The organism is Nostoc sp. DedSLP04 (assembly GCF_034530775.1).
Lineage (GTDB): Bacteria > Cyanobacteriota > Cyanobacteriia > Cyanobacteriales > Nostocaceae > Nostoc.
Window position 1 is genome coordinate 1 of the sequence record NZ_JAVRCL010000041.1, and the last position, 14,397, is coordinate 14,397.

Below are 14,397 nucleotides of genomic sequence, written 5' to 3' on the forward strand. Positions count from 1 at the left end.
TAATTCCCCCTTGTCCCCTTGTCCCCTTGTCTCCCCTGCTCCCCTGCTCCCCTGCCCCCCTGCCTCTTATGAGACTTAAGAGCTTATCCCATCCTCCTGAGACCTAAGTTGCGTCTCTGGATGACTTGAGCCAGCAGGTAGAACTTCATGTCTAGTTCCCGAAGCTCCATTTGGTGAATCTGGTGGATTTGAACCTCCTCGCTTCCCAGGTAATATAGCCTGAGCCAAGCTCTTAACCAAAATATAGAGAATTGGCACTAAAAACAAACTCAAGAATGTCGAAAGCATCAGCCCCCCAAACAGCGCTGTTCCTAAAGACCAACGGCTGCTGGCTCCAGCCCCTTGAGAAATTACCAAGGGCAAAAATCCTAACAACGCTGCAAAGGATGTCATTAAGATTGGTCGCAAGCGTTCTTGCCCCGCTTTCACCGCCGCCCGCGTGTAGCTCATGCCCTGCTCATGCAGTTGATTGGCAAATTCCACAACTAGAATTGCATTTTTTGCAGCTAGACCAATCAAAGTCACCAAACCTACCTGGCAATAGATATCATCTACTACCTTGGGAAAGAGGCTACCTACCATGAAAATATTGGAACGCAGCCAAATCGCTGTCATTGCTCCCAAAACTGCCAAAGGAACTGTCAGCAAAATAATAATTGGGTCAACGTAGCTTTCATACTGAGCTGCCAGCACCAGAAAGACAATAACGATCGCTAAGGCAAAAATCAAGCCCGTAGCTCCCCCTGATGTCTTCTCTTGGAGATAAGTGCCTGTCCACTCATAACCAAACCCTTGAGGTAAGTTCTCTGCTGCTAGTTGCTCCATTGCTTTAATCGCCTGTCCAGAACTAGCACCGGGAGCCGGAGCGCCCTGTACTTTGATTGACCTGTACAAGTTGTAATGGGCGATGGTTTTCGGCCCCACAAAGGGAGTAATTTTTACCAAACTACTCAACGGAATCATTGCCCCATTGGCAGAGCGAACATACAACTTGCCAATATCCTCTGGATTAGAGCGGAACACTCCATCTGCTTGGACATATACCCGATACTGTCGCTGTCCCTGCACAAAGTTATTTACATATTGCGACCCCAGATAAGTTTGCAATGCCCCAAAGATGTCGTTAATTTCAACATTGAGAGCTTTGGCTTGGTTGCGGTTTACCTGAATGTCAAATTGGGGAGTATCTGCGGTGAACTGAGTGAAGACTCCTTGGAGAACAGGGCTTTTACGTGCTGCCCCAATCAATTTTTGAGCAGCATCAATTAGGCTTTCAATCGGCGCACTGCCGGTTTTGTCTTGAACGATAAACTCAAAACCACCCGTAGTACTTAATCCTCTCACTGGAGGAGCATTGACTGCGATCGCTCTGGCTTCTGTAATTGTAGATAGCTTTGCGTTCAGTCTTTGAAGTATGCCATAAACAGATTGAGATTGTTCAGTTCTTTCTTTCCAGGGTTTCAGGTTAGCAAAGGCAATACCTAAATTAGAAGCATTACCGTCGAAACCAAAGCCACTGATCATAAAACTAGCTCTAACTTCGGGAGCCGATGTGACTTCTTTGACTACCTTATTCATCACAGATTCAGTATATTTCAAAGAAACCCCGTCAGGCCCCTGGACAATGACAAAGAAGTAACCTTGATCTTCCTCTGGAATAAATCCGGTAGGTACTGCTCTGTACATCAAAACTGTTGCTAATAAACCAGTGAGAAAAACGCCAATTACAATCGGCTTGATATGGGTAAGGTAGCTAATAAACCCGACATATCGCCGCGTAAACCAGCTAAATCCTCGATTAAATTGGGTAAAAAACCACCCCAAAGGGCCGCGTGGAGTCTGAGCAGGGCGCATCAGGATGGCTGCCATACTCGGAGAGAAGGTTAAGGCATTGAAGGTGGAAATGCCAATGGAGCAAGCAACGGTTAAGGCAAATTGTTTGTAAACAATCCCAGTAGTGCCTGGAATAAAGGCAACTGGAATAAATACCGCCATGAGTACAAGTGAAGTGGCAATGATTGCCCCAGTTAACTCCTTCATGGCTTCCACAGCCGCCTCAAAGGGTCTCATACCCTGCTCTAGTTTGACTGCAACTGCCTCGACCACAATAATGGCATCATCCACGACGATCCCGATCGCGAGAACAAAACCAAATAAGGTGAGTGTATTAATTTGAAATCCTAAAACCAACAGAGCCGCACACGTCCCAATCAAGGAAACGGGAATCGCCACAGTCGGAATGATCGTGGTACGCCAGTCTTGTAAAAAGACAAAAATTACCAAGACCACTAGGACAATTGCCTCAACTAGAGTGTGCAGAACTTCTTCTAAAGAAATTTCTACAAACGGAGTGGTATCAAATGCCAACTCGGCTTTAAGTCCAGGTGGAAAACTTTTCTCTAATATTTTGATCTGTTCTTCAACAGCATGAGCAACGTTCAGGGCATTACTACCAGGAAGTTGATATATCCCTAAACCCACGGCTGCCTTGGGAGCATTTCCTGGAATAGTGAATTTGGCATCAGCCAGATAGTTCTCTGCTCCTAGTTCAACTCGACCGACATCTTTGACTTTAACTAAAATGCTATTGGTGCTATTACTAGTGCTATTAGTAGTGTTATTACTGGTGCTACTAGTAGTACTGCCTGGAGTAACTTTCAGCACCATATCCTCAAATTCAGCCGCATCTTTAAATCGACTGGTTGCCCGTAAAGCAAATTCAAAGCTTTGATTATCTGGTGCTGGTTCCTTACCAATCGACCCTGCACCCACTTGAATATTTTGTTGTTGCAGGGCAGCTGTTACATCTTGAGGAGTTAGTTGATGTTGGGCAAGCTTGTTGGGATCGAGCCAGAGACGCATCGCATATTTGCGTTCTCCAAAAACCCTGGCACTTCCTACACCAGGAAGCCGTTTGATCTGATCGAAAATATACAGATCGACATAGTTACTGATAAAAATGTTGTCATACTCATTATTTTCTGAGTAAAACCCATAGACCAGCAGCAAACTGCTCGATGCCGTTTCAACAGTTACACCTGTTCGTTGAACGGTATCAGGCAATTGAGGTGAAGCCAGTGCTTCTTTATTTTGAACGTTTACTTGAGCAATATCGCTATTGACATTAGTGGGAAACGAGACAGTTATATTGCTCGAACCATCATTACCCGTATTAGAAGATATATAAGATACATCTTTAACACCATTAATTTGTCGCTCAATAATGTTGGTGACAGTATTTTCTGTTGTTTGAGCATCTGCACCAATATTGTTAGAGCTAACTGTAATTTGTACTGGGGCAAGGTCTGGTAGCTGAGAAATGGGAAGAATCGGTATACAGATGCTTCCCAGCAGCAAGATAATGAACGTGCAGACCGTCGTCAGCACTGGCCGCCTGATGAAGGTATTGACAAACATAAATCAAGCAATAATGGAATTGTTTCAGACTGGTTAGGAACGTAGTAGCTTTTTATTAATATAAGGATTTATTAAGGCTTAATGTCGGCGATCGCACAAGATTGGGGATTGGGTACAAGAGGCAGAGGAGCAAACGCGGACAGAGGCAGAGGAGCAGAGGGGAAAGACTTACTGCAACTTCTCCCCTGTTCCCCCGGTTACTGAGCGTAGTCGAAGTATGCTCCCCTGCTAGGAGAAGTCACCGTTTAGTCTCATCAACTGAAAAATGCGGTAATGAATCTAAATTTCTAATTATCTTTGCCATTACTCGAAAAATTTAACGATTGCTCGTCATTGACCCAAATTGCTTGTTGAGGTACAGAAATCGAAATTCCCGCTTCGTCTAAGGCAACTTTTAGGCGGCGGCGAAACTCGCGTGCTACATCCCATTGCTTGAGGGGCAGTGTTTTAATCCAGACACGAATAATCAAACCGCGATCGCCAAATTGATCTATTCCTAAAACTTGCGGCGGTTCCAAAATTTGACTCTGCCATTGCATTTCTTGATTCATCTTATCGGCAATAGTTGCAATCAAGTTCAAAGCCTTTTCTGTATCGGCTTGGTAAGCGATGGGAATTGTTAAATCGGCTCGCGACCAACGACTAGAAAGATTGGCAACAACTTTAATTTCACCATTGGGAATTGTGATCAAGCGCCCTTCAGAATCCCGCACTTGGGTCATCCGCAGATTCAGAGTTTCTACTAAGCCTCCCACGTTCCCCACATTAATCACATCGCCTAAAGCATACTGGTCTTCTAAAATGATCAAAAAACCGTTAATCGCATCTTTAATTAAGTTTTGCGATGCCAAAGACAATGCAACACCAACTAAACTCGCACCCGCTAGTAAGGGAACGATATCTATCCCCAAGGATACCAGCGCGATCAAAAAACCTACTCCTACCCAGATCACAGTAGTGATACTTTTAGTTACACCCGAAAAAGTGGAAACACGCAGTTGCAACCGTGCAGAACTTTCTGGAGTGAGGAAAGCACCACTGCTAATCAGTGTGGAGGCGAAGCGGTCAATCAGGGCGTAGGTCAAACGAATTGCTACATAGGTTGCCAAGCATACAACACCTAATCGCACAGGAAACTGGGCGGCTGTGAGAATTGCTACCTGCAAACCTCGTGTATAGGGAAATAAACCCAAAATAAAGAAGCTTCCACCTCCCCAAATTCCGGCTTGACTGAGCTGAAACAATCGTCTCTTGGCTTCTTGGAGATGCTGCTGTTGTCGTTGATTTAGTTGTGTTGTAATTGCTTGATCTGTTGGTTTTGAGTAGTTGAAGAGTTCTCTTTGGGGTTGAGAGGCAATGGAGTGTTCTAAATTCTTTTGGGAACGCCGCTGCCAGCTATATACCCCCCAACTCATAACAATCATTGCTAGTCCGATACCGCCAGCAATTTTACCTTGGTCGATTAAAGATTGAATTTGCCTTTCTTGCTTGGCTTGTTGCAAGTCTTCTTGTAATGATTCGGCGACTTGATTTGCCGATGTCGATATATCTACCTGTCGCAGTTCCGCATCTTCCGAAGTAACGGTCATAAGATATTGACCGTTGACATAAATTACTGGTAATTCGTTTACTTTGCGAACTTCTACCTTGACTGGTGTTTTTGCTGGTGATTGAAAGTAATTTTGACCAATTTTCTGCAACTTCTTTTGAATATCTTCTGAACGCTCAGGAAAGTTGGTTCTTGTTGCCGCTATTTGAAATAACCGACGACCATCTAAATAAATCCAGCCCGAAACAACTCTGTTATCTGAATCATTACTAATACTGCTGGGAGCTTGCAGTTGCGGTAACAAAGGTATCTGGGCCGTGGCTTTTGGCACAGATACAATGCCTATAGCCATTGAACTAGCGATGCCTACGGCGGGCAAAGCCAACGCCAAAAATTTAAAGCGCACTCAAACACCTCCTTAAGTAAAATCTATCAATTACTACTTTAACTATCCTGCTTAATTCCTTTGGGTAGATGTACCTATCTAAAGTTGAGGTTTTCCCTTGAGTTGATGAAAATTTGATGTGTTTTTCTTTATTTTCTATCTTGAGACAGATGACGAAAATCAGGATGTCAGCAGGAAAAGAGTCTTATGCTTACCAAAGATAAAACAAAAAGGAAGAAGCTGGAGAGGAAGTTGACATTCCGGCGATCAAACGTCAAGCTAGTTTTGAGGATTCTTGACTAGTGATTTGCTTTCATCCAAGCAAAAATTGCCAGTAGTAGAATAACCTAGTAGAGTGCGTAAAACTTACGTAGCTTTTTTAATTTTTTGAGGTAACTTTTGATGACCGCAACTTCTCCCCGATTAAAGCACGAGGTTAAAGACCTCGGCCTAGCTGCCTTGGGAAGACAGCGCATTGAATGGGCTGGACGCGAAATGCCAGTTTTGAAGCAAATCCGCGATCGCTTTGCAACCGAAAAGCCCTTCGCTGGTTTACGCCTTGTAGCTTGTGCCCACATTACAACTGAAACAGCACATTTGGCGATCGCTCTGAAAGCCGGTGGTGCAGACGCGCTTTTAATTGCTAGCAATCCTTTATCAACCCAAGATGACGTAGCCGCTAGCCTCGTCGTCGATCATGAAATTCCCGTCTTTGCTCAAAAAGGCGAAGATAACGAAACTTATAACCGCCACGTCCAAATAGCTTTAGATCATCGCCCCAACATTATTGTTGATGACGGTAGCGATGTGGTTGCAACTTTGGTACAACAACGCCAACACCAAATTGCTGATTTGATTGGTAGCACCGAAGAAACCACCACTGGGATCGTGCGGTTACGCGCCATGTTTAGAGAAGGCGTTCTCACCTTCCCCGCAGTCAACGTCAACGACGCGGACACCAAGCACTTCTTTGATAATCGCTATGGTACTGGGCAATCAACCCTAGATGGCATTATCCGCGCCACCAATATTTTGTTGGCTGGGAAGAATGTTGTTGTTGTCGGTTATGGCTGGTGTGGTAAAGGTACAGCCCTCCGCGCCCGTGGGATGGGTGCTAACGTCATCGTCACCGAAATCGACCCCATCAAGGCAATTGAAGCCGTAATGGATGGCTTCCGCGTCTTGCCAATGGCTGAAGCTGCACTCCAAGGTGATATATTTATCACTGTGACTGGTAACAAGCACGTCGTTCGTGGCGAACACTTCGATGTCATGAAAGATGGTGCGATCGTTTGTAACTCCGGTCACTTTGACTTGGAACTTGATTTGAAATACTTGGCTGCACAAGCTAAAGAAATCAAAGAAGTTCGTCCTTTCACCGAAGAGTATAAATTGAAAAATGGTAAATCAGTTGTCGTTCTCGGACAAGGACGCTTGATTAACCTAGCTGCGGCTGAAGGACACCCCAGCGCGGTAATGGATATGAGTTTTGCCAACCAAGCTTTGGCTTGCGAATACCTGGTGAAGAATAAAGGTAAGTTGGAACCTGGTTTGCACTCAATTCCGGTTGAAGTCGATCAAGAAATTGCTCGGTTGAAGTTGCAGGCTATTGGTATTACGATTGATAGCCTAACACCCGATCAAATTGAGTACATCAATTCTTGGACAAGTGGAACTTGATACATTGATTAGTTGATTTTTTGAGGGATAAGCTTTTGGGCTTATCCCTTTTTTTTGGTTTTGCACATACTGCAAGCGTAATCCGCAAAGTGCAAAAGCTTACTTAACGTGAGTTCGATGAACCTCTCCCTCACAACCTCCCTCTCCCACGGAGAAAGGGAGGAGCAACGATAAATTAGGGTTTTGGCTCCCCTCTCTGACACGGAGCTACGGTGTACACACAAGTCCTTCTCACCCCCTCTAACTCCCCCGATGCATTGGGGGAGAACCGGATATTTATTTCCGCCCTTGACAAGCTATGGTGTATACACAAATTATCGAATCGCTACTAGTCCTCGAATTACCCCACCCTAACCTCCCCGTATGTATTGGGGAGGGAACTAGATTTTCCGGTTTCCCCCCAATACATCGGGGGGATTAAGGGGGGTGATTCGACTTGTGTATACACGGTAGCCTTGACAAGGGGGGACTAAGGGGGGTAAATCCAGGGTTTGGGCTTGATTGATTATCAAGATGTGTGTACACGGTAGCCGACACAGAGGGAGGTTGTCCGGGAGAGGTTCATCGAACTCACGTTAAATCTTGTGTTTCCTCTAATCTATCTAACCATCGTTGACTTTCTTTTTCTTCTATTTGTCGTTGAGGCGTTTTTTTGCTATTCCTAAATCTTCTATATCTTTAGCCCAAACTTGTTGATTAAATATTCCTAGCGGCACTTTGCTTGTACTGGCTGCAAACGTTGTATCTGAGTTTTGCACTTTGTACTTCTAGATTCTGTCGGTTGTATTCGCATCAATATTGCAATATTCCTGATCAACATTGCAATATTAATCATCAATATTGCAATGCTCCTCATCAACATTGCAACGTTCTTCATAAATATTGCAACGTTCCTCATCAACATTGCAATATTCCTCATCAACACTGCAATGTTCCTCATCAACATTGCAATATTCCTCATCAACATTGCAATATTCCTCATCAATATTAAAGCAATTGCCAAGAAAAACAGCTAATAACTGGAAATATCGAGAAATTACACAAATTGGTTGGAATTTTTTTAACAAATATAATTATCGCTAATTTTACTGAACCAAAAAACAGCTTTAGTAAGCCAAAGTAGCTTTAGAAACCTCTCTAAGGAATATACTGATGTCCCGTAAAAAACGTACATCCCGTGTTCTCGAAAAAGCTGAGTTGAGATCCGCTGGACTAAAAGCGATTGATTCAAATATGAGTTTTGGTGATGATTGCGATTTGCAAAACTTGAGTCAAGCAATTGAACAGTTAAGAACCATGCTTGATGCTTATAACATTGCCTTAACTGTAATTGATTCTTCTAAAACTAAAATTGATGTGATGGAGAAAACCCTCAGTAATCTTACAGATAAGATGGTCAGAGGAGTTGCTTTTAAATATGGCAAAGATAGCAGCGAATATGAAATGGCGGGTGGGGTTCGCGATAGTGAACGGATTCGCAAAAGCAGATTGAGCCGCTTGAAAGCTACTGGTGGAGAAGCATCAGATAAAAATCCTAAAACTACCTAATACAGCCCGGATAAAAGCATCAAACAGCAGGTAAAGCAATGTTCTTACAAGGGATGTAGAGAACGAACAAAGGCACTTGGCTGATTAAAATTATTTTCTCAATTATTGCAATTGTTTATGGTAAAGCATAACCTATTGCAATTTTTTATATTTACTAACGGTCTTTGATAAACAATAATTATATACAGCTACTATCATGCATCATCATGCATATTAGATCGGGCATTTTGTAGTTATATCTAATATTTTAGAATACTGAGACTCTTACTGTATAGTGTTTTCAACCATTTTACTTGTCTAAATACTGATTAGAGTTTATAGTGATACGGTGTTTTCCGTTCCTTGTCTCGGCAGATTCATAACATGATTTATTCTGGCAAATTACACAAGTATTTTGCGGGCATTTCTTTGTCTGTAATTTTAGTAGGTGACTTAGTTCTCATACAAAAAACTGCTCCAGTTTTAGCTGAAACTATAAATACATCGGTCGGCGAACCTGTGACATTCAGTTGCAATGATAGTGAAGCGACAATCGCAGCTAAAAATGGCCCCAAAGTAGCTAATGGATCGGCAAGAATTTACATTGGTTATCAGCAATTCTCAAATAACAAAAACCCTATAACTATCCGCTTTAATAATGGGATAAAAGCATGGTGTCGTGATGATTACGAGACAACAGGCGATGATGGTACAGGTTACGGATTGTATTGGAATGGAAGTGATGTTTTATATGGCATTTACTCTTCTACAGGCAGTCAGACAGGTAACAATTTTAGCCGTTTTGCCAGTGGTCGGTGGTTGCCTAGCTATGGTAGTGGAGGCGGGCCAAAAGTCGCAGTGATAGCCCGAATTAATCCAGCTAATGGCCAGATTGATTATGCCACATTTTTATCTGGTAAAAAGCCAGATAATGGACAAACTAACTCTTTACTTGTCAATTATCTATCATGGAATGGCACAAATTTAACTGTGAAAGCTCAGTCATGGTGGTTTCCTCGTGGTACTAATACAAATTCTATGAATTGCTCTGGTTCATCACCTTATCAATACACAGCCGCGTTTACAAGCGATTTAAGAACGATGACCTCAGCTTCAGCCAGTACTTGTAGGTAAAAAAGAAAAATTTAGCTTTCAAATTAAGGAAACATATTGTTTCCAGTTGTTTAAGAATTAACAACAACCCCGGCAATCGAATTTATAACCTTAAATCCCCAACTTCTTATGGATTTAAGGTTTTCTTGTTGTTCGCAAATGATTTAAAATTGACTTTGTAGAAACAGCGATTCATCGCGTCTCTTGCCTTAACCGAATTGAAAGTAACGCTTCATTTAGGGACACGAACGAAGTTTTGCGTCGATTCGTGCCCTAGACAGAATGGAATAGCTATTGCTCCAGAATTCCCAGAGGTACCAACATGACTGTTATCACTCCTGATAGTCTCATCGTGGAAGAAAGCCCCTCTCACGCCGCGCATAAACCAAATCGTATGCTCTGGATCAGCGAAGCAGGAGGACTTACCCAGTTCGGCGCGTTCATCGAAGTCTTGCAGCCTGGGTCTCGTTCGTCAATCAAACATTGGCATAGTGCTGAGGATGAAATGGTCTATGTCCTCGAAGGCGAGATCGTGCTCATCGAAGGAGACGCAAAGACTGTACTACGTCCTGGCGACGCCGCAACTTTTCAAGCAGGAGTGCCGATAGGCCACTTTCTCGAGAATCGTAGCTCCAAGGCAACGCAATGCCTGATAGTCGGCACTCGAGCGGAAGTAGACACAATCACGTATCCTGACCACGATCGGGTTTGTCACCGTGACCGATCGCTGCCAGACGACATTTGGACTAACGGCGCGGGAGAACCTGCCTCGAGTCCCTACTAGAAATGATTGCTGGATGCTTTTTGTACGCTGCGCGTACGGCTGTGTAGAAATGCCCAACAATGTTCTCGCTAGGTGCACTATCAAAGCGTCGCCTAACAAGTTGCTGCACCGGAACGCCACAAGTTGGTCGGTTGAGTTGCCAAGGTTGTCTGCGTCCGGTGAGTTTGGTCGTTAAACACCCAGATTTTGCTGCATCTGTTCCTAATTGTTCCCATTTGGACGCTGAATAATTGTCTCCACCACACGCCGCTTGGCTTTGGGATCGATACCTACTAAGCGCACATACTCACCGCTATATTCTGCCAGAGTTGCCTCCAAATTTGAGATGGCATCAGTCTCAGCATCAATGTGGCTATGAACACAAGTTTGCCAAGAACCTGTGCGGAAGCGGCGCTCATCTACGTGTTCAATACTAATTTTGTAACCTTGAGCCAATAATTCCCTAATTTGAGCTTGTGTATCTAGAGTCAAATGTGGACTGGATGCTTCCTGTTTCTGAAATCCATTTGTTTTTACTTCTTGGGTTGGGCCATTTAACGGCTGACTAATTGGTTTAATTGGTGTTACAACAGCAGGTGGTGTGGATTGAGAATTTCTACCTCGATTGAGACGATTGTAATCATCAACCAAATGGGAATTTTCTACCCGTTTTTGTTCGCCAACCAGGAAGTTTCCAGACTCGATTAAGTGAGACAGTCTGAAATCTGGCTTTTGAAATTCTGGCGGGCCTTTAGCGCTGTTAACCACACTCAAGGATATCTGCTCAAAACCTACTTTATGAATGTAGTTGCGGATTTGTTCGTCATAAATGCGCGATCGCAAAGCGCTAAAAAAGTCAATGGACTGATTGACAAAAGTATCAACTAGCTGTTCAACTTCTTTCTGTGACAGTCCATCCTGTTCAAAAATCCCCTTGACAATTCCCACTTTATCGTCTCTATTTGGTTCCCAGTAGAATTTCTCCATCCGTCCATCCCGAATTAACGGTGCATAGAGGGTGGAAAAATCATTACCTGTGACAATAATCGGCACGCGATGTAAAGGTGTGGAATCATAGCTTCCCGGCAACTGCACATCTGTGGGATTATCAGCAATATTCATCAGTGTGGCATTCACCAACTGCGTGTTTACAGTATATTGAGTCCCTTCATCAAAACGTCCAGCACCGGCATCTAAATCGTTAATCATCAGTACACACATTTTGCCGCGTACTTTGATCAGTTCTGCTGTTTCCCGATAGCGCAACCGAATCAACCGCGCTGGATCTCCCGCATCTGGACTTTCTAATTCGCCACCAGATATGTTAGTGACTTCGATACCCATTTTCTCGAAGACTAATTGACATTGAAATGTTTTACCTTCTCCTTTGCGTCCATGAATACCCAGTATCACGGGAACTCGCACGCCAGGAAGCTTCAGGAAATTTTTGGTAATGTGGACAGCAAGTTTGTCCAAAAAGCGGGGAGCGATGTAGTAACCCATGAGTTTATGTGATGAAAAATTAACACTTCTAAGGTTAATGTTAATTTTTTTTGGGGATAGCGATCGCTTTTCTTTCAGACAAGCTTGTGTTTGTTCATCGTGTTGGGTTGATTAGACATCTTGCAAAAATAACAAATGCCAGGATATTGGGGTGCATGTTAAAGGTTAAAGGGTAAAGGAAAATTCCATACCTTTACCTTATTACCCCTTCCCCTTTTCCCTACAATGCCAAGAAGTCTATTGTCTGTTACCATTGAACACGCGCCCAAGCATGGAAGGAGTGAAAACTGCTGTTATTTGGTAGTGCCAAAGATTTGATTACAATATCAAATGACTTTGATAAGCCATTTGTATAATTTCAGGATTATTTAGATTAACCTATTTTTGAGAATAGAGCGTGTTTGAAAACACGCCCTAGTATTGCATATCGCTACAGTTAATAGAAATCGTTTGTATTTACTACGTCTCATTAGCCAAAATTTCTTTTAAAGCAGACAACGCCTCTACTGTTAATGTATTTGGGTTGTTAGGATCGTCAGGCAATATAATACCGCGCTTTGCAAGAGCAGCAATAATCTTAGGGTTTAGTAATACTGAATCAGCAGGCGTTGCGCCACCGTATACACTTTTCAATTCCCGATCATCTGTTATTTCTTCAATAAACATAACTGGAGCTTGATTTAAATCGACGTTATCTTTGATTTGGTTTTTAGTCATAAATCACATCCCAATTACGCATTGTTAGCTAATTATTGAATGCATACTTAATGTATCATTTGGAAAAAGCAAAAATCAAGGGTTGATATCGAAAAAACCTACTTTTACAACTAATTTTGCTAATTTTTGGATTAATGTAATAAGGCAAGGGCTGAGGACGCGATCGCACTTATTGGCAGTGTACCAGTTAACAAATGTTTAGCCCAACGCTGTCGTGGCTTTTCATATTATGGCAAAAACGATTGTAAAAAACCTTGAGAGTGTAGTCTCAACGTTACAATTGGCCCAATACTTTATTTGCACTTGTTGTGGTTTAACATCACTTTTGATTTAATTTTACTTCTGTAATGCTGATGGATACTTATAATATAGGAATTAAAATTTAACTATGGAAACACAACCGATAGAAGTAATTGGAGGTGGACTAGCTGGGACAGAAGCAGCTTGGCAAATAGCGCAAGCTGGAGTGCCAGTAATTCTGCATGAAATGCGTCCAAAGCGATTTAGTCCGGCTCATCATACAGAACATTTAGCAGAATTAGTGTGTAGTAATTCCTTTGGGGCAATGGCAAGCGATCGCGCGGCGGGATTATTGCACGAAGAGTTACGCCAACTCGGTTCGATTGTCATCTCAAAAGCTGATGAACACGCCGTGCCGGCTGGTGGGGCGCTAGCCGTAGACAGGGGAGAATTTGGCCAAGATTTAACTAAAACTTTAGCGAGTCATCCTTTAGTTGAATTCCGTCGGGGTGAAGTGTCTGCAATTCCTGAAGGGATTGTGGTTTTAGCAACCGGGCCTTTAACTAGTCCCGATTTAGCAGAAGATTTGCAACGCTTTACGGGGATGGAATACCTCAGCTTTTTTGATGCAGCCAGTCCGATTATCGTCGGAGATTCGATTAATCGTGACATTGCTTTTATGGCATCACGTTATGACAAAGGTGAAGCTGCTTATCTCAACTGCCCAATGAATAAAGAGCAGTACTTGCACTTTCGGGAAGAACTTTGTAAAGCCGAACAAACAGAACTCAAGGGCTTTGAACGAGAAACGGCGAAATTTTTTGAAGCTTGCTTACCCATAGAAGAACTAGCCCAGCGCGGGGAAGATACCATGCGTTACGGCCCCCTAAAGCCAGTGGGATTGTCAGATACTCGCACAGTGGAACGTCCTTATGCTGTAGTGCAGTTACGACAAGAAGATAAAGCCGGTCAACTGTGGAATATGGTAGGATTTCAAACTAATCTGCGTTGGGGTGAGCAAAAGCGCATCTTTCAATTAATTCCCAGTTTAGAAAAAGCAGAGTTTGTACGCTTAGGAGTGATGCACCGCAACACTTTTATTAATGCTCCCCAATTAATGCATCCTACCTTGCAATTTAAAGAGCGTCCGACATTATTAGCGGCTGGACAATTGATTGGTACAGAAGGTTACACTGCTGCGGCTGCGGGTGGTTGCTTGGCGGGAATTAATGCCGCGCGATTAGCCTTGGGTAAAGAAGCTTTGGTTTTACCACCAACAACAATGATCGGTGCATTATTAGAATTTATTAGTTCCGCTTCGCCGAAGCATTTCCAACCAATGCCGCCTAATTTTGGGATTTTCCCCGATTTAGGAATGAAAATCAAAAGTAAACCAGAGCGTTATGGACGTTACCGCGATCGCTCTTTAACTGATTTGGCAAACTGGAAAGCTAATTGTAATTAATGGGCATTGGGCATCCCTTCGGCTTCGCTCAGGGCAAG

The 14,397-nt window shown here is 43.1% G+C and carries 12 protein-coding genes; 6 read left to right on the plus strand and 6 right to left on the minus strand.

The window, feature by feature from the left end; genetic code table 11:
• Positions 1–75: 75 nt before the first annotated feature.
• Both RMX89_RS22020 and RMX89_RS22025 read right to left on the minus strand, forming a co-directional pair.
• Entirely contained in the window at positions 76–3,417 is a 3,342-nt protein-coding gene (locus RMX89_RS22020; protein WP_322690444.1) for an efflux RND transporter permease subunit, read from the minus strand.
• Between the two features lie 287 nt (positions 3,418–3,704).
• On the minus strand, positions 3,705–5,318 hold the full coding sequence (locus RMX89_RS22025; RefSeq protein WP_322690483.1) for a mechanosensitive ion channel family protein: 1,614 nt from the start codon (positions 5,316–5,318) through the stop codon (positions 3,705–3,707).
• A 435-nt stretch (positions 5,319–5,753) separates the two neighbouring features.
• On the opposite strand from RMX89_RS22025, the gene ahcY reads away from it, so the two are divergent.
• Positions 5,754–7,031, plus strand: coding sequence for an adenosylhomocysteinase (gene ahcY, locus RMX89_RS22030; protein WP_322690445.1), 1,278 nt, complete (start codon positions 5,754–5,756; stop codon positions 7,029–7,031).
• Between the two features lie 629 nt (positions 7,032–7,660).
• On the opposite strand, the gene RMX89_RS22035 is transcribed toward ahcY, so the two are convergent.
• Positions 7,661–7,789 carry a hypothetical protein gene (locus RMX89_RS22035; RefSeq protein ID WP_322682835.1) on the minus strand — a complete coding sequence of 43 codons (129 nt, stop codon included), beginning with the start codon at positions 7,787–7,789 and terminating at the stop codon, positions 7,661–7,663.
• 69 nt (positions 7,790–7,858) lie between these two features.
• A complete protein-coding gene (locus RMX89_RS22040) occupies positions 7,859–8,098 on the minus strand; it encodes a hypothetical protein (protein ID WP_322690446.1) in 240 nt (79 codons plus the stop codon).
• Positions 8,099–8,183: 85 nt separating this feature from the next.
• Between RMX89_RS22040 and RMX89_RS22045 the strand changes: the two genes are divergently transcribed.
• The 4 genes from RMX89_RS22045 (at position 8,184) to RMX89_RS22060 (ending at position 10,685) form a co-directional block, all read left to right on the plus strand.
• Positions 8,184–8,579: a hypothetical protein gene (locus tag RMX89_RS22045; RefSeq protein ID WP_322690447.1), complete on the plus strand. Its 396-nt coding sequence runs from the start codon at positions 8,184–8,186 to the stop codon at positions 8,577–8,579.
• Positions 8,580–8,942: 363 nt separating this feature from the next.
• Complete coding sequence (locus RMX89_RS22050) at positions 8,943–9,692, plus strand: hypothetical protein (protein ID WP_322690448.1); 750 nt, start codon at positions 8,943–8,945, stop codon at positions 9,690–9,692.
• 301 nt (positions 9,693–9,993) lie between these two features.
• Positions 9,994–10,455, plus strand: coding sequence for a cupin domain-containing protein (locus RMX89_RS22055; protein WP_322690449.1), 462 nt, complete (start codon positions 9,994–9,996; stop codon positions 10,453–10,455).
• 59 nt (positions 10,456–10,514) lie between these two features.
• On the plus strand, positions 10,515–10,685 hold the full coding sequence (locus RMX89_RS22060) for a hypothetical protein (RefSeq protein ID WP_322690450.1): 171 nt from the start codon (positions 10,515–10,517) through the stop codon (positions 10,683–10,685).
• Here RMX89_RS22060 and RMX89_RS22065 read toward each other — a convergent pair.
• Positions 10,657–11,937: a ribulose bisphosphate carboxylase small subunit gene (locus tag RMX89_RS22065; protein WP_322690451.1), complete on the minus strand. Its 1,281-nt coding sequence runs from the start codon at positions 11,935–11,937 to the stop codon at positions 10,657–10,659. The two genes, RMX89_RS22060 and RMX89_RS22065, sit on opposite strands and share 29 nt — an antisense overlap.
• 459 nt (positions 11,938–12,396) lie before the next feature.
• Positions 12,397–12,654 (minus strand): hypothetical protein, encoded by a 258-nt coding sequence (locus RMX89_RS22070; RefSeq protein ID WP_322675105.1) that lies wholly within the window; start codon positions 12,652–12,654, stop codon positions 12,397–12,399.
• Between the two features lie 388 nt (positions 12,655–13,042).
• Between RMX89_RS22070 and trmFO the strand changes: the two genes are divergently transcribed.
• On the plus strand, positions 13,043–14,359 hold the full coding sequence (gene trmFO / locus RMX89_RS22075; protein ID WP_322690452.1) for an FADH(2)-oxidizing methylenetetrahydrofolate--tRNA-(uracil(54)-C(5))-methyltransferase TrmFO: 1,317 nt from the start codon (positions 13,043–13,045) through the stop codon (positions 14,357–14,359).
• Positions 14,360–14,397: the final 38 nt, after the last annotated feature.